At 35.8% G+C, this 22,775-nt stretch carries 27 protein-coding genes; all 27 read right to left on the bottom strand.

The genetic code is table 11. The features are described from left to right. Nucleotides 1–9 precede the first annotated feature (9 nt). Nucleotides 10–786 carry an undecaprenyl pyrophosphate synthase gene (locus JMM81_RS03910; protein ID WP_256240180.1) on the bottom strand — a complete coding sequence of 259 codons (777 nt, stop codon included), beginning with the start codon at nt 784–786 and terminating at the stop codon, nt 10–12. Between the two features lie 258 nt (nt 787–1,044). Next, nucleotides 1,045–1,602: a ribosome recycling factor gene (gene frr / locus JMM81_RS03905; protein ID WP_256240179.1), complete on the bottom strand. Its 558-nt coding sequence runs from the start codon at nt 1,600–1,602 to the stop codon at nt 1,045–1,047. Nucleotides 1,603–1,604: 2 nt separating this feature from the next. Next, a complete protein-coding gene (gene pyrH, locus JMM81_RS03900; protein ID WP_256240178.1) occupies nt 1,605–2,327 on the bottom strand; it encodes a UMP kinase in 723 nt (240 codons plus the stop codon). 101 nt (nt 2,328–2,428) lie between these two features. Then, nucleotides 2,429–3,310, bottom strand: coding sequence for a translation elongation factor Ts (tsf, locus tag JMM81_RS03895; RefSeq protein WP_256240177.1), 882 nt, complete (start codon nt 3,308–3,310; stop codon nt 2,429–2,431). A 153-nt stretch (nt 3,311–3,463) separates the two neighbouring features. Further along, nucleotides 3,464–4,177, bottom strand: a complete 714-nt coding sequence (gene rpsB / locus JMM81_RS03890) for a 30S ribosomal protein S2 (RefSeq protein WP_256240176.1) — start codon at nt 4,175–4,177, stop codon at nt 3,464–3,466. Between the two features lie 151 nt (nt 4,178–4,328). Beyond that, nucleotides 4,329–4,943, bottom strand: a complete 615-nt coding sequence (locus JMM81_RS03885; protein WP_256240175.1) for a DUF6115 domain-containing protein — start codon at nt 4,941–4,943, stop codon at nt 4,329–4,331. A 9-nt stretch (nt 4,944–4,952) separates the two neighbouring features. Continuing rightward, nucleotides 4,953–5,261: a hypothetical protein gene (locus JMM81_RS03880; protein ID WP_256240174.1), complete on the bottom strand. Its 309-nt coding sequence runs from the start codon at nt 5,259–5,261 to the stop codon at nt 4,953–4,955. A gap of 23 nt (nt 5,262–5,284) precedes the next feature. Continuing rightward, entirely contained in the window at nt 5,285–6,049 is a 765-nt protein-coding gene (locus JMM81_RS03875) for a FliA/WhiG family RNA polymerase sigma factor (protein ID WP_256240173.1), read from the bottom strand. A gap of 331 nt (nt 6,050–6,380) precedes the next feature. Then, the gene (locus JMM81_RS03870; RefSeq protein WP_256240172.1) at nt 6,381–6,878 is read right to left on the bottom strand and encodes a chemotaxis protein CheD; all 498 of its coding nucleotides are present in this window, start codon (nt 6,876–6,878) and stop codon (nt 6,381–6,383) included. Further along, nucleotides 6,871–7,512, bottom strand: a complete 642-nt coding sequence (locus JMM81_RS03865; RefSeq protein WP_256240171.1) for a chemotaxis protein CheC — start codon at nt 7,510–7,512, stop codon at nt 6,871–6,873. The genes JMM81_RS03870 and JMM81_RS03865 overlap by 8 nt, the downstream gene beginning before the upstream one ends. 4 nt (nt 7,513–7,516) lie before the next feature. Then, nucleotides 7,517–7,984: a chemotaxis protein CheW gene (locus JMM81_RS03860; RefSeq protein ID WP_256240170.1), complete on the bottom strand. Its 468-nt coding sequence runs from the start codon at nt 7,982–7,984 to the stop codon at nt 7,517–7,519. A 72-nt stretch (nt 7,985–8,056) separates the two neighbouring features. Next, the gene (locus tag JMM81_RS03855; RefSeq protein ID WP_256240169.1) at nt 8,057–10,120 is read right to left on the bottom strand and encodes a chemotaxis protein CheW; all 2,064 of its coding nucleotides are present in this window, start codon (nt 10,118–10,120) and stop codon (nt 8,057–8,059) included. A 20-nt stretch (nt 10,121–10,140) separates the two neighbouring features. Then, nucleotides 10,141–10,824 carry a CheB methylesterase domain-containing protein gene (locus JMM81_RS03850; RefSeq protein WP_309143469.1) on the bottom strand — a complete coding sequence of 228 codons (684 nt, stop codon included), beginning with the start codon at nt 10,822–10,824 and terminating at the stop codon, nt 10,141–10,143. 8 nt (nt 10,825–10,832) lie between these two features. Then, nucleotides 10,833–11,699 (bottom strand): MinD/ParA family protein, encoded by an 867-nt coding sequence (locus tag JMM81_RS03845; RefSeq protein WP_256240168.1) that lies wholly within the window; start codon nt 11,697–11,699, stop codon nt 10,833–10,835. Further along, the gene (flhF, locus tag JMM81_RS03840; RefSeq protein WP_256240166.1) at nt 11,700–12,857 is read right to left on the bottom strand and encodes a flagellar biosynthesis GTPase FlhF; all 1,158 of its coding nucleotides are present in this window, start codon (nt 12,855–12,857) and stop codon (nt 11,700–11,702) included. Beyond that, nucleotides 12,854–14,890: a flagellar biosynthesis protein FlhA gene (flhA, locus tag JMM81_RS03835; protein WP_256240165.1), complete on the bottom strand. Its 2,037-nt coding sequence runs from the start codon at nt 14,888–14,890 to the stop codon at nt 12,854–12,856. Before flhA ends, flhF begins: the two co-directional genes overlap by 4 nt. A gap of 48 nt (nt 14,891–14,938) precedes the next feature. Beyond that, on the bottom strand, nt 14,939–16,021 hold the full coding sequence (flhB, locus tag JMM81_RS03830) for a flagellar biosynthesis protein FlhB (protein WP_256240164.1): 1,083 nt from the start codon (nt 16,019–16,021) through the stop codon (nt 14,939–14,941). A gap of 2 nt (nt 16,022–16,023) precedes the next feature. Next, complete coding sequence (gene fliR / locus JMM81_RS03825) at nt 16,024–16,800, bottom strand: flagellar biosynthetic protein FliR (RefSeq protein WP_256240163.1); 777 nt, start codon at nt 16,798–16,800, stop codon at nt 16,024–16,026. 1 nt (nt 16,801) lies between these two features. Beyond that, the gene (fliQ, locus tag JMM81_RS03820) at nt 16,802–17,071 is read right to left on the bottom strand and encodes a flagellar biosynthesis protein FliQ (protein WP_256240162.1); all 270 of its coding nucleotides are present in this window, start codon (nt 17,069–17,071) and stop codon (nt 16,802–16,804) included. Nucleotides 17,072–17,085: 14 nt separating this feature from the next. Then, nucleotides 17,086–17,751, bottom strand: coding sequence for a flagellar type III secretion system pore protein FliP (fliP, locus tag JMM81_RS03815; protein WP_256240161.1), 666 nt, complete (start codon nt 17,749–17,751; stop codon nt 17,086–17,088). After that, nucleotides 17,748–18,446, bottom strand: coding sequence for a flagellar biosynthetic protein FliO (locus tag JMM81_RS03810; RefSeq protein ID WP_256240160.1), 699 nt, complete (start codon nt 18,444–18,446; stop codon nt 17,748–17,750). Before JMM81_RS03810 ends, fliP begins: the two co-directional genes overlap by 4 nt. Nucleotides 18,447–18,470: 24 nt before the next feature. Continuing rightward, entirely contained in the window at nt 18,471–18,833 is a 363-nt protein-coding gene (locus JMM81_RS03805) for a response regulator (protein WP_256240159.1), read from the bottom strand. A 75-nt stretch (nt 18,834–18,908) separates the two neighbouring features. Then, nucleotides 18,909–20,186, bottom strand: a complete 1,278-nt coding sequence (gene fliY, locus JMM81_RS03800) for a flagellar motor switch phosphatase FliY (RefSeq protein WP_256240323.1) — start codon at nt 20,184–20,186, stop codon at nt 18,909–18,911. Further along, a complete protein-coding gene (gene fliM, locus JMM81_RS03795) occupies nt 20,176–21,174 on the bottom strand; it encodes a flagellar motor switch protein FliM (protein ID WP_256240158.1) in 999 nt (332 codons plus the stop codon). The genes fliY and fliM overlap by 11 nt, the downstream gene beginning before the upstream one ends. Nucleotides 21,175–21,219: 45 nt before the next feature. Next, a complete protein-coding gene (gene fliL / locus JMM81_RS03790; protein ID WP_256240322.1) occupies nt 21,220–21,648 on the bottom strand; it encodes a flagellar basal body-associated protein FliL in 429 nt (142 codons plus the stop codon). Continuing rightward, nucleotides 21,638–21,856: a flagellar FlbD family protein gene (locus JMM81_RS03785; RefSeq protein WP_256240157.1), complete on the bottom strand. Its 219-nt coding sequence runs from the start codon at nt 21,854–21,856 to the stop codon at nt 21,638–21,640. Before JMM81_RS03785 ends, fliL begins: the two co-directional genes overlap by 11 nt. A 50-nt stretch (nt 21,857–21,906) precedes the next feature. Continuing rightward, nucleotides 21,907–22,716, bottom strand: a complete 810-nt coding sequence (flgG, locus tag JMM81_RS03780) for a flagellar basal body rod protein FlgG (RefSeq protein WP_256240156.1) — start codon at nt 22,714–22,716, stop codon at nt 21,907–21,909. Nucleotides 22,717–22,775: the final 59 nt, after the last annotated feature.

Raw genomic sequence — 22,775 nt, 5'->3', positions numbered from 1 at the left:
ACACCTTTATTAGACTCCTCCAAAACGACGTTGGCGATTCTGATACGCTTCAATTGCTTCGATTAAATGGACTTCTGCAAAATCAGGCCATAATACATCTGTAAACCAAAATTCAGTATAGGCCAGTTGCCAAAGCATAAAGTTACTAAGGCGAATTTCACCACTCGTGCGAATTAAAAGGTCAGGATCAGACAAACCGCTTGTCATTAAATGTTTTGAAAAAACATCTTCATTTATTTCATTTTGATTTAGTATACCACTATTACAATCATTTACGACACCTTTAACAGCCTCAATAATTTCCGCTCTACTTCCATAATTCAAAGCAAAATTTAAGATTAAGCCTGTATTTTCTTTCGTCTTGTCCATCGCCTTATTAACCGCATGAAATGTGTGGGCAGGAAGCGCATCTTTATATCCAATCATTTCTACTTTCACATTTTCTTCGATTAATTCTGGTAGAAAATTCCCCAAAAATTCCTCGGGAAGCTTCATTAAATACTCTACTTCTGTTTTGGGCCGTTTCCAATTCTCCGTTGAAAAAGCATATAATGTAAGCGTCTTTACCCCTAGTTGATTAGCCATTCTCGTTATTTTACGAACAACCTTCATACCTTCATGATGACCAGCCACTCTCGGTAAGGCTCGCTTTTTAGCCCACCGACCATTTCCATCCATAATAATGGCAATATGAGTAGGAATTTGTTGTTCTTGAACTTTGAGTATTCGTTCTTGGAGATTAGAAGAGATATTTGCTTTCTTCCATATTTTTAATTTATTAAACATAAGTGGCTCCTCCAAAAAAGGGTCTTCTCACCCTTCGACAAAGATGAATCCCCCCAATAATACATATAGGCAGTTCGTCTCTACCTTTTCCTATCATACCAAAAATATCCTAATATATCTCTATTAAAAGAAAATAGTCCTTTTATTAAAAAAGATGGGAAATAACAAATATATGTTATTGTTTCTTTCATCGAGTAAAAAAACCCCCTAGTCAATAGAGGGTCTTTTTCTATTTTAATGACAAATATAGGACTGATCTTATACCTCAAGAATTTCTTTTTCTTTTTCTTTTGTCAGTGTATCAATTTTACTGATGTTTTCATCTGTCATTTTTTGAATGTCATCGGAATAACCTCGTTGGTCATCTTCAGTTATATCCCCTGACTTTTCAAGTTTTTTAAGATCATCATTTGCATCACGACGAATATTACGAATCGCTATTTTTGCTTCTTCCGCTTCTTTTTTTACTACTTTCACAAGTTCTTTACGACGTTCTTCTGTTAAGGCTGGAATCGCAATTCGAATAATATTACCGTCACTTGTCGGATTCAACCCAAGGTCAGATTTTAAAATCGCCTTTTCAATGTCGCCAAGAATGGTTTTATCATATGGCTGTATCACTAATAATCGTGCTTCAGGTACAGAAATCCCAGCTACTTGATTAACAGGAGTTGGTGCACCATAATAATCAACAGAAATACGATCTAATAAGGATGCGTTTGCTCTACCTGCACGAATACTAGCAAGTTCACGAGAATAGGCCTGAATAGCTTTCATCATCTTATCTTTAGCATTGGTTATAACTTGTTTTGGCATGATTATTTCCCCCTAACAATTGTTCCGATTTTTTCACCCATTACAGCACGCTTGATGTTCCCATTTTCCATGATTGAAAAAACAATTAAAGGAATGTCATTATCCATGCACAATGAGGAAGCAGTAGAATCCATAACAGCCAGTCCTTCTTTAATAACATCTAAGTAAGACAATTCATCATATTTTTTCGCATTTTCATCTAAACGAGGATCAGCTGAATAAACACCATCAACATTGTTTTTCGCCATAAGAATGACTTCCGCCTCAATCTCTGCAGCTCTTAATGCAGCCGTTGTATCTGTTGAAAAATATGGATTTCCTGTTCCGGCAGCAAAGATAACAACTCGCTTTTTCTCTAAATGACGAATTGCTCTTCTACGAATATAAGGTTCAGCCACTTGACGCATTTCAATTGATGTTTGAACACGTGTTTCACAGCCTGCTTGTTCAAGACTATCCTGAAGAGCAAGTGAATTCATAACCGTAGCTAGCATACCCATATAGTCTGCAGTGGCTCTGTCCATTCCCATCTCTTCTCCGATTTTTCCACGCCAAATATTTCCGCCACCTACTACTACGGCTACCTCAACTCCAAGTTCAGCAAGTTCTTTTACTTGTGCAGCAACCGATTTTATGACTGCTGGATAAATGCCGAAACCCTGCTCACCGGCTAAAGCCTCTCCACTTAATTTTAAAACAACACGTTTATATTTTGGGTTGGTCATAGAAACCTCCATATGTATTATACTATTATCTTACCTACTTGAAAAAGAGGGAACACAATGTGTTCCCTGAAAAGTAATTCGCATTTTATTATGCACAATCATTATTTTTTTATTTGATTCGCAACTTCTTCAGCAAAGTTTTCTTCGCGTTTTTCTAGACCTTCTCCTACTGCGTAACGAATAAACTCACGAATTGTACCGCCCTTAGACTCAACAAATTGACGTACTTTTTGATCAGGGTTCTTAACGAAAGCTTGATCTAATACACATACATCTTCAAAATATTTCCCTAGACGACCTTCAACCATTTTAACAACGATTTTTTCTGGCTTACCTTCGTTAAGTGCTTGTTGTGTTAACACTTCACGCTCGCGTTCTACTTCTTCTTGTGAAACTTGATCACGTGAAACAAATTTAGGGTTAAGTGCAGCAATGTGCATCGCTACATCTTTAGCGGCATCTGCATCTGTAGTTCCTTCTAACACAGTTAATACACCAATACGTCCACCCATATGAAGATAAGCACCAAACGCATCATTGTCTGTTTTTGTTTTTACTTCAAAACGACGAAGATTCATTTTTTCTCCAATTTTAGCGATAGCTGTACTGATATGATCTGCTACTGTTGAACCATTATCCATTGTTGAAGCAGTAGCTTCTTCAATCGTTGCAGGCTTCGTTTTTAATAGATGCTCTCCTAATTCTTTTACAAGAGTTTGGAATGCTTCATTTTTAGAAACAAAGTCTGTCTCCGCATTTACTTCTAAAATAATAGCTTCATTTCCATTAACAACAACGGAAGTTAATCCTTCAGCAGCGATACGATCCGCTTTTTTCGAAGCAGATGCCATTCCTTTCTCACGTAAAAAGTCAATTGCTTTTTCCATATCTCCGTCTGTTTGTGTAAGTGCTTTTTTACAATCCATCATTCCTACACCAGTTTTTTCACGAAGTTCTTTAACCATTTGTGCTGTAATAGCCATAATGAAATTCCTCCTTAGATTTTATGTATATCATTCTTCATTTTTTACTTTTTCTGAAAAAAAGGTGATAAAGGGGGCTTCCCTCATATCACCTTTCCCTGTTTTGCCTAGCATATTCTTTAAATAATAAATAAGCTTATTAGTTATTTATTATTAAGCGTTTGTTTCGACAACTTCAATTTCTTCCCCTTGTTTCGCTTCTAAAATAGCATCTGCCATTTTACCTGTTAATAATTTCACAGCACGAATAGCATCATCGTTTGCAGGGATTACAACATCAATTTCATCTGGATCACAGTTTGTATCAACCATACCCACGATTGGAATGTTTAATTTATGTGCTTCCGCAACAGCGATACGCTCTTTGCGAGGATCGATAATGAATAGAGCATCAGGAAGCTGTTTCATATCTTTAATTCCGCCTAAGAACTTTTCGAGACGCTCTTGTTGTTTTTTCAATTGAACTACTTCTTTTTTAGGAAGTACATCAAACGTACCATCTTCAGCCATTCTCTCGATATCTTTTAAACGAGTAATACGCTTTTGAATGGTTTCAAAGTTTGTTAATGTTCCACCTAACCAACGTTGGTTAACATAGTACATACCTGAACGAATTGCTTCATCTTTAACAGAATCTTGAGCTTGTTTTTTTGTACCAACAAATAGTACTGTACCGCCGTTAGCAGCAAGATCCTTCACGTATCTATATGCCTCTTCAACCTTTTTTACTGTTTTTTGAAGGTCGATAATGTAGATACCGTTACGCTCTGTGAAAATGTATTTTTTCATTTTTGGGTTCCAACGGCGTGTTTGGTGTCCAAAATGTACACCAGCTTCAAGTAATTGCTTCATCGAAATAACTGACATGATATTTCCTCCTAATGGTTTTGTTTTCCTCCGCTCACTTCATTTCTAAATAAAAACTGTCAAAAACAGCACCATTTATATAGATCCGTAAACGTGTGTATTAACACCGTTTTATAATATAACATATGTATCCATGACATTCAAGTTATTCTTACTGATTTTCTCGAAATTTGAGGAGCAATGCAATTTCTGTCTTCCCTTTATTCAACTTCTTTGCTATTTCTTCCTCAGATAGTCCTTGTTGTTTCATATTCATAATTTGGTCAGATAATGATTCTTGGATTACTCCATTGGTGTTGTGAACATCTTTTTGCTCACTTTTTGGAGGAGGTTCTTCTACTTTCTCAGTTGCTTTTACCTTCGTTTCATTCGATATATTACGTTCCACTTGCTCTTTTTTGTGTTTTTGATAAGCTTTTACAGCTTGAAAACTAACCGCCTTGCCTAGATGAGAAGAAAAATCCCCTTGATTGTCTTTTTTCTCTACTAATAACTCTTGCTCTTTTTGATTTTGTACTACCTGGACTGAAGAATCTTCTAACTCACTTTTTTCTTCGTTTATTCTTTTTACACGCTCAATAAAACGTTCATTTTCATCCTTCATTTCAAGTAAATAGGATGACATTAATCCTTCTGTTTCTGTCATCGACTTCCTTTGATCCACTTCAAATTTGAGCAGTTTATTTTGTCGTAAAAATAAGATAACAATAGCCATAAGGGCGATAATATTTAACATGATACTAATAATAATAATAATAGTGGTCATACAATCCCTCTATCCACTGTAATCAATAATGGTCCCTTTATAAGGATGTTGTTCATTCTGCTCTTCTTCTTTCATTTCACGTTTACAATTTCTTTTGTTTTTTTCATGATCATTCTTTTGTCCATCCTTAAGAAGCTTAGCCTTAGCTGAATTTTTACTTTTTATAACATGTTGTCTCTTCTGTTCTACATCCTTCTTAATAGCCTCATTTGCTTGATCACTCATATTTTGCCCACGTTGTTGCAGTTGTTCCTGCAATTTTCCCACATCAAGAGTTCTTGGAATAGCAACTTGCATTTCAATTGACTTAAAGCTCATTTACACGCGCTTCCCTTAAGAAATTACATCTGTTTTTCTAAAGATTGTTTAAGCTTATAAATACACTTTGAATGTATTTGCGATATTCTTGATGTCGATAGGCCCATGATTTGTCCGATTTCAGTTAGCGTCAATTCTTCATGATAAAATAGACTAATGACAAGCTGTTCCTTTTCGTTCAGCTTTGATATAATGAATGACATTTCTTCAATTACTTCGTTTTTTAATGTTTTTTCCTCTGGCAGCTCTCCTCTTTCATCCTTGATTACAAAAGATTGACCTACTTTGTCATCTGTTTCAACAGGTTGTTCATCAATCGAAAGTACATTAGCAAAGAATTGTTCATTCATTATCGTATAGACATCTTCAACAGAAATGTTTAATTCATGAGCGATTTCATCTTCTGTCGCCTGACGTAAATATTTCTGTTCTAGCTTTTCAATCACAGCATCCATTTTCTTCGCTTTTTCCCTTGTACTCCTGGGCAACCAGTCCTCTTTTCTTAACCCATCTAATATAGCACCTCGAACTCGGAAGGATGCATAAGTATCAAATTTTAAATCTCTTTTTGGATCAAACTTTTCCAATGCATCAAATAAACCGATCATTCCCAGACTATTGAGATCATCTTTTGAAACATTTTTGGGGAGAGAAACAGAAATCCGCTGTACATGATAGCTAACAAGAGGTAAATACTTTTTGATTAAAATATTTCCCGCTTCTTCATCACGAGAGGCTACCCATTTGTCCCAATATAGCTGTTCATCCTCTGTTGTAACATGTACCATGTAGACCCTCCTAAAACGCATAACTCTTGTACTTATGTTTTTCCAAAAAACCTCTCTCATTCGTTGAGAAAGGAAAGGTTTAAATCTTGTAAGGTGAATATAAAGAAGACTTCCATTAGTAGGGTTTTCCTCATCCCCCACTAATGATTAGTCAAGCAGCGCCTGATTGGCTTTTCTAAGGGCTTACAGCCCCAAGAAAACTCTTATCACACTTATCTATCGGATCTTTATGGACAGTTGATCCCCAACAGTCCTTTCTCTATTTTCTCGAAGTCTTGAGGTAGGAAGAATACTGCCCGTTGAGACGGGATAAAAACATGAATAAACCAACTTACAAATAAGTTACCCCTTTGTTAACCGTTCTAATTTGTAAAATACATGTTTTGGGATCAAACTCAATCGTTCTTCCATTATTCCCACCAACATCCTCCCCAACAATTATGATATGTAATGCTGATAGTTGTTTCTTCACTGCTTCAATATTTCTCGGTCCGATTCGCATCATTTCATTTCCAGTTGAAAACTGAAACATCTGCGCCCCGCCAGCTATTTTTGCTTTTAAAGCAGCTTTTCTTGCCCCTTGCTTAACAAGACATGAAGCAAGTTCTTTAATAGCTGTATCGGCATATTTAGCTATATTAAGTGAACCACTTTTAGCTAGTGACGAATCTGGAAGCATGACGTGTGCTAACCCAGCAATTTTTTGTAATGGATCATACAAAATGACTCCTACACAAGAGCCTAAACCCGATGTTCGAATCAAATTTGGTTCTTTTACAATATTCATATCGGCTATACCGACTTTAACAATTTGACGAACATCATTCATCTAATGCAACCCCTAATGAGTGGAAAATAATATCAAAGGATTCCGGATCTGGTAAAAGAAAGAAATGACCATCTACAGATTCAACAGCTTCAGTATTTGTTTCATTTAACGCCGTATCAATGACAATCACGTAGTCACTGAATTGTGACAATTCAATAAACCCATAGCTAATAATAGCACCTAGCATATCAATACTAGTAGCAGGAACCGACTGATATAAAGTCAATCCGGTAAAATCACATAATGATGACAAATAAGAGCCTGCAAGAATATTCCCTAATTCTTGTAAAGCAGAGGTAGCCATTTCATCATAGGGTAATGTTTCAAAAGAAAAATTGCTATCTCCTATCATTTGTTGAATATACGTATTTCCTTGTTCTAAAGGAAGAACAAAAAACATATGACAAAGAGCATCACCTTCAACACGTAAATAAACGCTAGCAACTATATTTTCCGCACCACCGGCCAATTCAATCATTTCATTAAAAGTTGCCATACGTACATTTGGAACTTTCATTTCAATCTTTTTATCTAGAATCATAGAAAGGGAGGTTGCTGCATTTCCCGCACCAATATTACCAATCTCTTTTAAAACATCAAGGTGAGACGTGGAAATTTTATCAATATAACTCATCTAATTAACCTTCCGAACCTTCTACTTTTATTTGTTTACGATCAAGAATCATGGCAAGATCAATTAATATCAAAAGTCTATTATCTACTTTAACGACACCCTTTACGTATTCATCTTCTTCAACTCCTACCATTTCAGGAGCGGGTTCAATAGAATCTTCCGTAATATCAATGACATCATTTGCAGCATCTACAACTAGTCCTACTTCGATATCATCAAGAACAACAATGATAACACGTGTAGCTTCGGTATATTCACACGCCTCTATGCCAAAGCGCTTCCGCAGATCAATAATAGGAGTTACAACACCACGAAGATTAATCACACCCTTAACAAATGGAGCTGTTCCTGGAACTCTCGTTATATGTTGTACCTTTTCAATCCCATGTACATAATGGACGGATATCCCATATTCTTTTCCATTCAATTGAAAAACAATTAATTTAATATCAGTGGCGACTGTTTCAGACATACGACACACCTCTTTTATTTATCGGAAATTTGAACTAAGTCAAATAAATGATTTTTACTAGAATCTAAACGTTTATTTAAGTAATGCGTTACAATCGACAATCAAGGCAACTTGACCGTCTCCAAGAATGGTTGCTCCTGGAATGGCAAAAACATTAGGTAAATAATTACCAAATGATTTCAATACTACTTCTTGCTGACCAACAAATGCATCAACCACAAGTGCAGCCATTTTTTCACCTTTACGAACAATTACAACAGAAAGGAATTCATTTTCTTCTTCATAAACAGGTACCTCAAACAAATCTTTTAGAAATAACAATGGAACAATTTTCCCACGGAAATCGATTACTTTTTGATTATGAGCGTTCAATATATCTTCTTTTTTTATAATCGCTGTCTCAATAATAGATGAAAGTGGAACAGCATATTTTTCCTTTTGAATTTCCACAAGCATAACTGAAATAATGGATAATGTTAATGGTAATTGAATCGAGAAAAGAGATCCTTTCCCTTCAATTGAATCAACCGATACATCTCCACCAAGGTTTTCAATCGTATTTTTTACAACATCTAAACCAACGCCACGACCAGATACATTTGAAATTTGGGCCGCGGTTGAAAATCCTGATGCAAAGATTAATTCATATACCTGTTTATCTGATAATGTAGAAGCTATTTGTTCAGTGACAACTCCACTTTCCAACGCTTTTTTCAACACTCTGTCACGGCTAATACCTGCACCGTCATCTTCAATTTCAATAAAGACATGGTTTCCACTATGGTATGCTTTTAAAACAACTGTTCCTTCTTCACTTTTACCATTTGCCTTCCGAATTTCAGGCATTTCAATCCCATGATCTAATGAATTACGAATTAAATGGACTAAAGGATCACCAATTTCATCAATAACGGTTCGATCTAGTTCTGTCTCAGCACCAATAATTTCAAGGTTGACTTTCTTTTCTAAATCACGTGCAAGTTGGCGTACCATACGTGGAAATCGATTAAACACCGTTTCAATTGGAACCATACGCATATTCAAAATAATATTTTGCAAATCTCCAGTAATTCTAGACATTCGGTCAACCGTTTCTTGCAATTCCTGATTGTTTAGTTCAGAGGAAATTTGTTCAAGTCGCCCTCTATCAATCACTAACTCTTCAAATAAATTCAAAAGAATATCAAGCCGTTCAATATTAACCCGGATTGTCTTGCTGGCTGCTTTACCCGTCGCCTGATTTTGATTGTGTTCATTTTGTTTTTGTTTAGTTGGTGCTGTTTTATCTACTAAGACCACTTTATTTTCTGATGACTCTAGTTCGACTTTTTTCGATTCTTGCAAATCTGATTGCGATTCCATATTGAAGTCATCGATTGAAATGGATGAAACTTCTACTCTTTCTATTTCAGAAACCTTCATCACTTTCTTTTCAATATCTGAAGACTCTTCATTTGAAATCAACGTAACCATAAATGCTTGGTCAAATTGTTCTTCTTCCAATTGTTCAATAGGTGGAGTTGATTTAATAACTTCCCCTATTTTCTCTAAAACTTCAAAAACCATGTACACTCTGGCTGCTTTCAATAAACAATCACTTCGCAACGAAATGGCAATTTCATATGTATGAAAGCCCTGTTCATTGGATTGTTCAATAACCGTCCGTTCAAATTCATCATAGACCACTTGTTTCTCTGTTTTTGGCTCAGCAGCCGCTGCAGCAACTTCTTTTTGCGCATTTGCTACATTAGGTTTATTTCCTTTTTCAATCATTTTTAGCATATCAACTACTTTTGAAACATCTCTTTTTCCATCTCCACCACTAGCAATCGATTCTACCATCGCTTCTAAATCATCCACCGCTAAAAATACAACGTCTAATAATTCAGGTGAAACAGAAATGGTTTGGTTTCTAATGCCGTCTAAAACATTTTCCATTTGATGAGTTAATTTTGCTAAATCATCATATCCCATTGTCGCAGACATTCCTTTTAACGTATGGGCAGATCGAAAAATTTCATTAATAATAGTCATATCATTTGGACTTTTCTCTAATTCTAGCAAATGGTCGTTACACGATTGCAAATGCTCTTTGCTTTCTTCAATAAAAACTTCTAAGTATTGATTCAGTTCCACTTGACTCACACCCCTCAGAATCAAAGATATTTCAAAATCGTTTCCGCTATATTTTCGACATTTTCAATATCATCAATAAGATTTGTTGCTATCGCTGCTTTTGGCATTCCATATACAATACATGACTCTTTTGATTGTGCTATCGCTTTGACTTGATCACTATTTTTCAGTGTAATAAGTCCTCTTGATCCATCAGATCCCATACCTGTCATTACAACTACAATCTTTCCATACTCTTTAAGACTGGTAGCAGATTCAAATAACAAATCAACTGATGGACAGTGAATACACTCTTTATTTGTCTTATCTAACTGCACAAAGACTTTTGTACTAAACGGCCTCATTTTTAAATGATAACCACCTGGTGCAATATAAGCAGTACCATTTTGTAAAATTTCCCCATCCACTGCTTCTTTAACTGTAATTTCCGACAAAGAATTTAAGCGGTTTGCCAAAGATTTTGTAAAACCCGGTGGCATATGCTGCACAATAACAATTGGGGCTCTAATACTTTCTGGTAATTTCGTCAAAACGGTTTGAAGCGCACCGGGTCCACCTGTTGAAGTTCCCATTAAAATAATTTGATTCGTTAGATGATTCCAATTCGTGGACTTGTCTAGGTTGTTTAGTTCTATATTACTATATTTTTCATAAAGGTTAGTAGTCTTTTTTCCTTTTAAAGGGTTTATTATTCCTTTATTCACATAATACACTACCTTTCGAAAAGAAATCTCTTAAGCTTCGCTACAAAATTTTCCTTGTCTAGGTTAGCTGGTTGATCAAATTGCCCCTGACAATACTTTTCTGTCATATCGCTTAATGCCTTAGAAGCTGGTGCTTTTTCATTTAATTGTATAAAAGGAATTTGTTTTCTAACTGCCTGAGAAATGATCTGGTCATCCGGCAGAGCACCCAGGAAGATAGCATTTTTTTCAAGAAAATGTGTTAATACTTTCGAAATTCGATTAAACGTGGCAACCCCTTCTTTTTCTGAGTGTGCACGATTCACAACGATATAAAAAGGAATCATCTTATTTTCCAGTGTAATATATTTCATTGCTGCATACGCATCCGTTATCGAAGTCGGTTCAGGTGTAGTAACAACAATGATCTCATCTACCGCTAAAATAAACCTTAATGAACTTTCATTTATCCCCGCACCCATATCAAGAATTACATATTCATATTCAAGAAGTAGTGTTGAAAATTGATTAGAAAAATAATGAAACGCTTCCCGAGATATTTTTGTAAGCTGCGACAACCCCGTTCCACCAGCAATATAGTGAATACCTCCTGGGACTTCCGTTATCATGTCTCTAAGTGGTACGGTGTTTGTAAAAAAATCAGCAATCGAATAGGTGGATGAATTCCCCATTAAAATATCAATATTACCCATTCCTATATCCATATCAAACAATAAAACTGAATGTCCTTTTTTCTTTAGTGAAATGGCAAAATTCAAAGAAATATTTGATTTTCCAACTCCGCCTTTCCCACTTACAACGGCAATGGTTTTTGTTACCATACTAGATTCTTGCTGCTTTAATTTCATCCGTAAACCCTCTGCTTGATCTTCCATTTAGTCCACTCCTATTATGCGATTTACAACATTTTCAGGAGTTGCCTCAACCAAATCATCTGGAACATTTTGTCCATTTGTTATGTATGCTGCAGCCGTTTGCTCAGCATGGATTACATTAAACATGGCTCCATAAGTGGATGTTTCATCTGCTTTTGTAAAAATGATTTTATCAATCGAGATTAACGAGAATTGCTCAAGAATATCTTCCATATCAATTTGCTTTGACGTTAATGAAAGAACAAGAAAGGTTTCCATATCTTGATTATAGTCAATAATAGTTTTTAGATCTTCTACATATTTTTGATTTCGGAAATTCCTGCCCGCGGTGTCAATAAACACCATATCATAGCTTTCAAATTGTATGGTTGCTTGTTGAAAGTCATTTAAGTTATAGCAAACTTCAAGAGGAACATTTAAAATATTAGCATACGTTTTTAACTGTTCAATGGCTGCAATCCGGTAGGTATCTGTTGTAATAAAGGCTACTCTTTTTTTATATTTCAAAATGCATTCAGCTGCAATTTTAGCTAATGTCGTTGTTTTTCCGACACCTGTTGGTCCAACCACATTAATATATTTTTTAGTAAAAGAAATTCCTCCAAAGGGCAAAGGAGAAATTTGCTTCATTAAATACTCTTGTGCCCACTGTATTACTTCTTCTTCAGACTTATTTCCTCCGTTCAAATACCACCGCTCTACTGCCATGTTTACAACTTTTTCAATGATCTCTTGGTTGATTTCCTGTTTAGTTAGCAGTTGTTTCAATTGTTGTATGGGGGTTGGCAATGGAATTCCATCGTTATGACCTTCGAATTTTACATTTTGGAGTAATGACTTTAATTCAGATAATTCTTTTTTCCATTGATCTGTGACCACTTCATCTTCTTTATCGACTATTTTTTCAATTCGCGAATCCATATTAGAAAAAGGAATATCGACATGCTTTTGTTTTTCCTCTATAAGAGGTTTAGTCGGTTTAGCAGGTTTCACATCCAGTGCCGCAATCACTTCAATATTTCTTTTTTTAAAAAAGCCAAGAAAACCACCTATTTGTATCACTTTCGAATTAAGAATGATTGCATCATTGCCTAGTTCATTGCGAATGAGCTTCATCGCTTCAGGCATAGATGAAGCTCGATATTTTTTTACCTTCAATCAATATTCACCACCCCAACACTTTGAACTTCGATATTGGTTTCGAGTTCGTTATATGACAATATCGGTATTTGAGGGAAATAACGCTCTGTTAATTGACGGACATACATTCTCACGGCCGGTGAGCAAAGAACGATTGGAGTTTGCTCCATTAATGATAATTGTTCCACTTGTGTTGCAATTGATTCTAATATCCGTTGTGAAATAGTTGGATCAATCGCTAAATAATTTCCATGTTCGGTTTGCTGTATCCCATCTGCTATCATTTTCTCAATTTTACCCGAAAGCGTCACAACCTTTAATGAATCATTTACTTGTGAAAATTGATTCGTTATTTGACGTGCGAGCGCTTGTCTCACATATTCCGTTAAAAGATCCATATCAGAAGTAACTTTTCCATAATCAGCTAACGTTTCAAATATAATAGGTAAATTCCTGATCGAAATATTTTCTTTTAATAGTTTAGCCAATACTTTTTGAACTTCTCCAATAGAAAGTGGATTTGGCGTTACTTCTTCAACCAAAATTGGGTAATTTTCTTTTAAGTGATCTATTAATTGCTTCGTTTCTTGTCTTCCTAGTAAGTCATACGCATTTGTTTTAATGACTTCTGTTATATGTGTCGACACAACAGAGGGTGGATCAACAACCGTATAACCTAAGATTTCTGCCTCTTCTTTTGTATCTTCTGTGATCCATTTTGCTGGCAATCCAAAAGAAGGTTCTATTGTATCAATTCCCATAATAGCATCATCATCTGTACCTGGGCTCATAGCTAAATAGTGATCCAATAACAACTCACCGTGTGCCATTTCATTTCCTTTTATCTTTAATCGATATTCATTTGGTTGCAATTGAATATTATCCCTAATCCGTACAACGGGAATGACTAAACCCAGTTCAATGGCCAGTTGCCTTCTAATCATGACAATTCGGTCTAATAAATCTCCACCTTGATTTGTATCAACAAGTGGAATTAGTCCATAACCAAATTCGAATTCAATTGGATCCATATTTAACAGGCTTACAACACTATCTGGGCTTTTCATTTCATCCGATTCAATTTCTTCTCCTATTTCCTGAGACTGTTCTTTCTCAGGCTCAGGAATATTTGAAAAGCGATAGCCTCCCAATATTAGTAAGCCTGCGATCGGGACTGTTAACATATTACTAATTGGCGTAAACAATCCTAAGAAAAGAATCGTACCACCCGTTACGTAAAACATTTTAGGAAAACTGAGTAATTGAGCAGTAATATCTTGTCCTAAATTTCCATCAGAGGTTGCCCTCGTTACAACAATTCCTGTTGCAGTTGAAATTAACAATGCCGGCACTTGACTGACAATGCCGTCACCAACGGTTAATAATGTAAAATGGCCTGCTGCATCAGCGAAACTCATATCTAGTTGCAACATACCTATGACAATACCAAAAATCAAGTTAATTAAAACGATAATAATTCCTGCAATGGAATCACCTTTTACAAATTTACTTGCCCCATCCATTGATCCATAAAAATCTGCTTCTCCACTAATTTTTTCACGTCTTTCTCTTGCCTGTTGTTCCGATATCATCCCCGCATTCAAGTCAGCATCAATACTCATTTGTTTTCCTGGCATTGCATCAAGTGTAAATCTTGCTGCCACCTCAGATACACGTTCAGACCCTTTTGTAATAACAATGAAATTAATGATAACCAAAATCAAGAAAACGACCATACCAACGATTATATTCCCACCTACAACAAACGAACCAAATGTCTCCACTACACCACCTGCATCTCCATGAGTCAGAATAGCACGTGTCGTAGAAATATTTAGTCCTAAACGAAACAAAGTTAAAAGAAGCAATAAAGAAGGAAACACCGAAAACTGGAGTGGTTCCGTCATATTCATAGACGTTAATAATACTAACAAAGCTAAAGAAATATTTACGATCAATAATATACTTAACAGCCATGTTGGAAGAGGAATAATAAGCATTGCAACAATCATTATGACACTAATTATTACAACTAAATCTCTTGCTTTCACTTTATTCCCCCCCTAATTTAGAAAAGCGTAAGCGCCTCCTGTTTTTTACTAGACCTTTTTTTTCGTTCGATACACATAAGCTAATATTTCAGCAACCGCTTTAAAAAATTCTTCTGGAATGGCATCACCAATATCTGATTGACTATAGATTGCCCTTGCTAAAGGCCGATTTTCAATCATGATAACATCGTTCTCTTTTGCGACTAATTTAATTTTTTGAGCCACAAAATCAACACCCTTAGCCACCACATATGGTGCATCGAACTTGTTTTCGTCATATTTCAATGCAATAGCGTAATGCGTTGGATTTGTAATAATCACATCCGCATTCGGAACTTCCTGCATCATTCGACTCATAGCCATTTCACGCTGCTTTTGCTTAATTTTTGATTTAATAAGCGGGTCGCCTTCAGAATTTTTATATTCATCTTTGATATCTTGCTTTGACATACGGATATTTTTTTCGAAATCGTATTTTTGGTAAAGATAATCAAGCAACGCCAAAAAGAGCAATGCCCCACCAGCATACAATCCCATTTGCACCGTCAAGCTACCTAATGTGGCTAGAGCAGCACCAATCGTTTTTTGTGATAAAATAAGAATTTCATCTATCCTACTCCAAATGACTAGAAAGGTAATAACACCCACAATACTAATTTTTAAAATTGATTTAAAAAACTCAACAACAGCACGCAGTGAAAAGATCCGTTTAAATCCTTTAATCGGATCTATTTTTTCTAATTTAAATTTTATAGCTTCAGTTGAAAATAAGAAACCGATTTGTAGATAATTAGCGATCACACCAGCAACAAGTGCAACAGACATGATTGGAACCATAAACTTCGCTACTTGTAGAATAAGTTCAATTAAAATAATGAATGTATTTTCTTCGGTTAAATCCATCAACATATATGTCTGAAATGAATGTTCAAAGATCGAGAGTACTATTTTTAATAAATAAGAGCCTACGATTGAAAAGAAAAACAATACAGCTAATAATCCAATCGCCACATTTATATCTTGACTTTTAGCTACCTGACCCTTTTTTCGAGAGTCATTTCGTTTCTTGGGTGTTGCCTTTTCAGTCTTTTCGCCAGCAAAGTATTGCAAATCTACTGTAACTAATTTCATGTTTATAGACCCCCAAACAAAGTCATAAGCCCTTTCATCGTCTTAAGCATTAGCTCAAACAAATGGGATACAACCATCATCATGGAGCCCATCACCACAATTAATATCAAAAAGCTCACAGCGATCTTCACAGGAATACCTACAACAAAAATATTCAATTGAGGAAATGTTCTCGCCGCAATACCTAGTGCAGCATCAACAACAAACAAACTTCCAACAATAGGTAATGACATTTGCAAGGCAATCATAAACATCGTACTAAAGGAACGAATAACATATTCAGCGACTTTTTCAGACCCGAGGGGTAGCCATGCTTGATCTAACGGAATAAATTGATAACTATAATAAATACCATCTAACATTAGGTGGTGTCCATTAACAGTCAAAAGAAAAAATAATCCTATAATATATAAATACTGTCCCATTATTGGGCTTTGTGCACCGGTTTGAGGATCCATCACATTCACCATACCGAACCCCATTTGAAAATCGATAAATCCCCCTGCTATTTGAATAGCTGACATGATTAAATAGGCAATAAAACCAATTAAAAGTCCAACTAACAATTCCTTTATAATGAGTAAGTAATAAGAGCCATTTATCTCAAATATAGGTGCCTCCATAGAAAAAAAAATGAGTAAGGATAAAAAAAAGCCAAAACCTACTTTAAATCTTGTTGGAATTGTCCGATAAGAAAAGAGAGGCATCAATAAGAAAAAGGCTGTTACCCTTACAAAAACAAGTAAGAAAGCAGGAAATGTCTCAATAAAATCCACCATACTAACCTATAAACCTTGTTAAATTAGAAAATATATTATTTGTATAGGAAAGCATATGGCTAAGCATCCATGGTCCAAAAAACACAATTCCTAGTAAGACCGCAAGGATTTTCGGAATGAATGCTAATGTTTGTTCCTGAATTTGTGTGGTTGCTTGAAAGATACTAACAATCAAGCCGACAACAAGCGCTAGTACAAGAAGCGGGCCACAAATCATGACTACTGTCCATATACCTTCTTTTGCTATTGCAATGACTGTTTCTTGAGTCATCCTTTTTCACCTACTTAAAAACTTTGTAGAAGAGATTTAACCACTAAATACCAACCATCTACAAGTACAAATAATAATATCTTAAAAGGCAAAGAAATCATAACTGGAGGTAGCATCATCATCCCCATTGACATAAGTACACTAGCAACCACCATATCAATAACTAAAAATGGAATGAAGATCATAAACCCAATTTGAAAAGCCGTTTTAAGCTCACTAATAGCAAATGCAGGGACAAGTGCTGTTAACGGAATATCTTGAATCGATTCAGGTTGGTCTATTTTCCCATATTCTAAAAACAACGCCAAATCCTTCTGTCTTGTATGTGCACTCATAAACTCTTTAAATGGTACAACAGCATTTTCATAAGCTTCTTCTAAATTAATTTCATTGTTAAATAACGGTGTAAGTGCTTCATTATTTACCTCTTGAAACGTTGGAGCCATAATAAAAAAAGTCATAAATAATGATAATCCAATCAAAACTTGATTGGGTGGCATTTGCTGGGTAGCCAGCGCCGTTCTAACAAAGGATAGTACAATCATTATTCGTGTAAAGCAAGTCATTAAAATAAGAATACTGGGTGCCAGAGAAAGAACCGTCAATAATAGAACAAGTTTTACGGAAGTAGCTACATCTTCTGGTGAACTGGTATTAAAAAACTCCATAAATTCATTCATTGCTTATCCGAACCTTTTTCTTTCTCCATCTCATCATAAAGCTTCTTTCTCCCTAGTGACAGCTCATTTAATTGCTTACTAAGCAATGATTGAAATGTAGGAGGGGTCTCTTCACTTTTTAGATCTGTATTCCCCTTCACTTTCTTCATCACCTTTGTCACAATATCGCTTGGCTGAACAAGTTGATCCATTTTATTGTTATAAGCGGAAATAAGATGCTCGTACTCCTGATCTTCATCTATTTCCTTTAACAGTTGAATATTTTCACCAACTCCAACGACCAATAATCGCTGTCCTACTTTAATGATTTGTACAGAACGATTACCACCAAGAGTCGTGCCACCTAAATTTTCAATTAACTGCGAGCGTTTATATAAACTACTTTTTTTATTGATAAATTTCAAAATAGAGTAAAGTAACGCTACAACAAAAATAGTCGCTACGATCATTTTAATAAAGTCCCATAAGGTTAAACCAACCGTATTTGAAGCTGTTTCTATTTCTGGATTTTTCTCTAATCCTTCGGTCGGTCGTTCTTCTGGTTTAGATGTTTGTTGTTCTCCACAAGCATCCGGTTGTTCCAAACAATCTTTGACACTTTTATTTACTTGCTCTGCAAAGGTTTGTGTTTGAAAACCTAGCAGAGCAAACATGAATAATAATCCTATGAAACAGAATTGTTTTTTTTGCAACATCCTGCACCTTCTAAAAATAAGTCTTTAGCTGAGCGTTTTCGAAATGGCTTCCAATACGCGATCAGCTTGGAATGGTTTAACAATAAAATCTCTTGCACCTGCTTGAATAGCATCAATGACCATGGCCTGTTGACCCATTGCCGAACACATGATTACTTTTGAATTTGGATTCATCTTTCTAATCTCTTTTAGAGCTGTAATTCCATCCATTTCAGGCATTGTAATATCCATCGTCACAAGGTCTGGCTGACATTCTTTATATTTTTCTATGGCCTGTTGACCATCTGCTGCTTCCCCTACTACTTCATATCCGTTTTTCGTTAAAATATCTTTGATCATCATTCGCATAAATGCAGCATCATCCACTATTAAAATTCTATGAGCCATAAATCTTCAACCCCCACCATTATCTTTTTTCATATATTAGCAATGATGAATAGAAATCTATTCATCTGTTCAACCTTATTTAAGTTTTCTAAGTCGGTCCGATTGACTAATAATATCCGTCACTCGTACACCGAAGTTCTCATCAATAACAACTACTTCCCCTTTTGCAATTAATCGATTATTTATATGAATATCGACAGGTTCACCCGCTAATTTATCAAGCTCAATAATCGACCCAGGAGACAATTCTAAAATTTCTTTTACAGATCTTTTCGTTCTTCCTAATTCCACCGTTACTTGCAATGGAATATCAAGTAACATATCTAAGTTTTTTGCCTCTGACTCTTGAAGATGATACGGTTCAAAATTCGAAAACATAGCTGGCTGCACGTTGGGGTGTGCACCTAAAGGATGAGTTGAACCAAAATGCTGCGGACCAGTATGTTGATTTTCCGAATGTGTTGGCATTTGGTTATTTACTGGATATGACTCCTGAAGATATGGTTGTTCCTGCTGTTCCAAATGTCTTGACCCCTGGGGAGCCTGATTCATATACATAGAACTATTCTGTTGTCCAATAGATTCATATTGCTCTTGGTGTCCATTTAAATTTGGCATTTGCTGCAAAGTTGAAGCTGTGTTCACAGACTCATTTACTTCTTCATTTGTCCCAGCTGTAGGGTTTAATAAGTCATTCACTAAACTTTTCGCAAAGTTTAGCGGCAACAACTGCATGATATTTGAGTCAACTAAGTCACCAATTTTTAATCGAAATGATATTTTTACAAATAGATCATCTTCTGGTATTCGATCCGTTCCTTCACCTTGAGAAACATTTAATATATCAATCGAAGGAGGTGAAATATCTACCCTTTTACTAAAAATAGTTGACATAGATGTTGCTGCAGAACCCATCATTTGATTCATAGCTTCTTGAACGGCACTCATTTGGATTTCTCCCATTAAAGCATCAGGGTTTTTGCCGTCCCCACCTAACATTAAATCCGCAATAATGCTAGCATCTGTTTGTTTAATCACTAATAAGTTGCTGCCAGAGAATCCTTCTGTATAACTTACTTGAATAGCCACGTAAGGATGAGGGAATTCATCCGCTAATTTACTTTGCAATATTACGGTTACTTCTGGTGTTGTAATATCCACCTTTTGATTTAATAAAGTAGACAATGCGGTAGCTGAACTTCCAAATGAAATATTCCCAATTTCTCCTAATGCATCTTTTTCCACTACAGACAAATGTTCTTCTAAATTCACATCAGGCACGACATCTGATACGTCGCCTCCACTGAGTAAAGCGTCAATTTCATCTTGTGAGAGCATTTCATTACTCATGATCGTCATCTCCCTCCTTCCATGTATCTAATACTTGAATGGCTATTTTTTTGTTCATTTTCCCAGGCTGTCCAACAAATTTAGGAATATCTCCGACTTTTAATACAAGAGGGTCGTCAATTGATTGATTTAATTCAATTACATCTCCAGTACCAAGCATTAAAAAGTCTTGAATCGATATAACTGATGTGCCAAGCTCAGCAGAAATCGGAATCTCTGCCTGTTGGATACTTGCTTCAAGTCTCTTAATTTCTTTAGGCTCCCCGGCTTTTTTCTCATTCTGCATCCAATATTGAATCGACAATTTAGGAATAATCGGTTCCAAAACAACATGTGGAATACATATATTAATCATTCCACTTGTTTCCGCAATCGTCGTATTTAATGAAATGACCACAACCGTTTCATTCGGAGATACCATTTGTAAAAATTGTGGATTCACTTCAAATTCTGTCAAAACAGGATCTATTTCCACAATCGTTTCCCATGCTTCCCTAAAATAATCACACGCCTTTTCAAACATGGCAGACATTATTTTGGTTTCTATCTCCGTTAAATTATCTACTTTGTTAACACTTGTCCCTTTTCCACCCATCATTCTGTCCATCATTGCATAAGCAATATTCGGATTCACTTCCATGATAATCCTACCTTCTAATGGCGGAACTTCAAAAATATTTAAAATAGTCTTTTTGGGTATGGAGCGAATAAATTCTTCGTAAGGAATTTGATCTGCTGATGCGACACTGATTTGAACAAACGTTCTTAATTGAGCGGAAAAGAACGTAGTCATCAGCCTTGCAAAGTTCTCATGGATACGAGTTAAACTTCGGATTTGATCCTTTGAGAAGCGGAGTGCTCTTTTAAAGTCATACACTTTCACTCGTTTCTCAGTTTCTTCTTTTTTTAATTCATCTGCATCCATTTCACCTGTTGACAATGCTGATAATAAAGCATCTATTTCATTTTGAGAAAGAACATCTCCAGACATCAACCCCACCTCCTATTGTTCATCTTTTTGCTAGTGATGTCTTTTTCATTGGAGGAGAAATTGGGTGATATAAACCTTCTCAACCTTGCCATCTTGCATAAGCTCATTTGTTTTGACCTTTAAATCTTCCTCTAGTTGTTGTTGGCCTTCTTTTCCTTTAATCGTTTCCGCTGTTTTCTCAGAAAGCTCCAAGATGATGATATTATTTATCTGAAAACTTCTCTTTTCAAGTTCTTCTTTAGCCTTTTTACTGTCAGTCTGGATTTTGAAGGAGATACGAATAAAATCATCGCTAGCCAGATTGGTTGTAATCTCAGGTATATCTACGGTAGCTTCCATCACCTCATCAATCGTTGGTTCCTTATTTGGGTCCTGACCATTGTGATTTAACACCATCACGATCGCCACAACTCCAACAAGGGCGATGGCAACAAGCAGGATGAGCATCGTCATGATAAGTTTATTATTCTTCATCATTATTCCCCCCTAACCGTTGTCCGAGCAGATTAACCGATTGATAAAATGCTAAAATCAACTCCAACACTTTCTCTTCCTTTTCTTTGATGACGTATTTGTTACCATTCGTCATCGTAATGGTTGTATCCGGAAATGATTCAATAGTCTCTATGTACAACGCATTAATTATAAATGATTTTCCGTTTAAACGGGATACTTTTATCACTGTTAAATTCAGGGTTAAAGGGAAACCTTTAACCCTATACCTCCCTTAAATTAACGTTTTAAATTCACTAACTCTTGTAAGATTTCATCTGATGTTGTAATGATTTTAGTGTTTGCTTGGAAAGCTCGTTGTGTAGTAATCATTTCGGTAAATTCTTCTGAAAGATCCACGTTTGACATTTCAAGAGCACCAGATAAAATGGTTCCTGCACCCGATTGACCAGGCTCTTTAACTTCAGATGGTCCGCCCGAACTTTGAGACACTTTAAAAAGGTTACCCCCTGCTTTTTCTAATCCACCACTATTTGCAAATCTAACCACAGCAATTGCTCCACCAGGATAATTTTCTAAAACCCCATTTCTAATATAGGAAATTTTCCCGTCCACACCAATACTAATATTTTCAACTTCATCAATATTTTCTATTTCAACTACAGCATTATCGGAATCTGTCACAAATTCACCAGATCCAGTGACTAAACTTCCATTATTATCAAAGTAAAAATTCCCCGCCCGCGTGTACAAAGTCTCTATACCCTTTTGAACTTGAAAGTATCCATCTCCTTGAATCGCTAAATCAAGAACACGATTGGTTGTTTGAATACTCCCTGCATCATGAAGTGTATCAATAGTTGCTACTTGTGATCCTAAACCAACCTGCTTAGCATTTATACCACCCATACCCAATGCAGTTGATGGTGCTGTTGCCCCACCAATCGTTTGATTCATGGTATCCTTAAAAGTCACACGGCCTTTTTTAAATCCATACGTATTCACATTTGCTATATTGTTCCCTATTACGTCCAATTTCGTTTGAAAGTTTTTTAACCCACTAACTCCTGAATACATTGACCTTAACATTATATATTTCTCCTTTCAGATGAAGCTGCGTCAGTCGATCGGCAGCTAATAGGCTTCCA

Origin of the sequence: Bacillus sp. V3B, assembly GCF_024494465.1 — a bacterium.
Lineage (GTDB): Bacteria > Bacillota > Bacilli > Bacillales > Cytobacillaceae > Bacillus_BD.
This window is presented reverse-complemented; position numbering and strand designations above follow the sequence as displayed.

Excerpts from the sequence above, each read along its gene's own strand:
- JMM81_RS03910 (WP_256240180.1), bottom strand. The coding sequence starts at position 786 with ATGTTTAATAAATTAAAAATATGGAAGAAAGCAAATATCTCTTCTAAT.
- frr (WP_256240179.1), bottom strand. The coding sequence starts at position 1,602 with ATGCCAAAACAAGTTATAACCAATGCTAAAGATAAGATGATGAAAGCT.
- pyrH (WP_256240178.1), bottom strand. The coding sequence starts at position 2,327 with ATGACCAACCCAAAATATAAACGTGTTGTTTTAAAATTAAGTGGAGAG.
- tsf (WP_256240177.1), bottom strand. The coding sequence starts at position 3,310 with ATGGCTATTACAGCACAAATGGTTAAAGAACTTCGTGAAAAAACTGGT.
- rpsB (WP_256240176.1), bottom strand. The coding sequence starts at position 4,177 with ATGTCAGTTATTTCGATGAAGCAATTACTTGAAGCTGGTGTACATTTT.
- JMM81_RS03885 (WP_256240175.1), bottom strand. The coding sequence starts at position 4,943 with ATGACCACTATTATTATTATTATTAGTATCATGTTAAATATTATCGCC.
- JMM81_RS03880 (WP_256240174.1), bottom strand. The coding sequence starts at position 5,261 with ATGAGCTTTAAGTCAATTGAAATGCAAGTTGCTATTCCAAGAACTCTT.
- JMM81_RS03875 (WP_256240173.1), bottom strand. The coding sequence starts at position 6,049 with ATGGTACATGTTACAACAGAGGATGAACAGCTATATTGGGACAAATGG.
- JMM81_RS03870 (WP_256240172.1), bottom strand. The coding sequence starts at position 6,878 with ATGAATGATGTTCGTCAAATTGTTAAAGTCGGTATAGCCGATATGAAT.
- JMM81_RS03865 (WP_256240171.1), bottom strand. The coding sequence starts at position 7,512 with ATGAGTTATATTGATAAAATTTCCACGTCTCACCTTGATGTTTTAAAA.
- JMM81_RS03860 (WP_256240170.1), bottom strand. The coding sequence starts at position 7,984 with ATGTCTGAAACAGTCGCCACTGATATTAAATTAATTGTTTTTCAATTG.
- JMM81_RS03845 (WP_256240168.1), bottom strand. The coding sequence starts at position 11,699 with ATGGAAGATCAAGCAGAGGGTTTACGGATGAAATTAAAGCAGCAAGAA.
- flhB (WP_256240164.1), bottom strand. The coding sequence starts at position 16,021 with ATGAAATTAGTTACAGTAGATTTGCAATACTTTGCTGGCGAAAAGACT.
- fliR (WP_256240163.1), bottom strand. The coding sequence starts at position 16,800 with ATGGTGGATTTTATTGAGACATTTCCTGCTTTCTTACTTGTTTTTGTA.
- fliQ (WP_256240162.1), bottom strand. The coding sequence starts at position 17,071 with ATGACTCAAGAAACAGTCATTGCAATAGCAAAAGAAGGTATATGGACA.
- fliP (WP_256240161.1), bottom strand. The coding sequence starts at position 17,751 with ATGAATGAATTTATGGAGTTTTTTAATACCAGTTCACCAGAAGATGTA.
- JMM81_RS03810 (WP_256240160.1), bottom strand. The coding sequence starts at position 18,446 with ATGTTGCAAAAAAAACAATTCTGTTTCATAGGATTATTATTCATGTTT.
- JMM81_RS03805 (WP_256240159.1), bottom strand. The coding sequence starts at position 18,833 with ATGGCTCATAGAATTTTAATAGTGGATGATGCTGCATTTATGCGAATG.
- fliM (WP_256240158.1), bottom strand. The coding sequence starts at position 21,174 with ATGTCTGGAGATGTTCTTTCTCAAAATGAAATAGATGCTTTATTATCA.
- fliL (WP_256240322.1), bottom strand. The coding sequence starts at position 21,648 with ATGAAGAATAATAAACTTATCATGACGATGCTCATCCTGCTTGTTGCC.
- flgG (WP_256240156.1), bottom strand. The coding sequence starts at position 22,716 with ATGTTAAGGTCAATGTATTCAGGAGTTAGTGGGTTAAAAAACTTTCAA.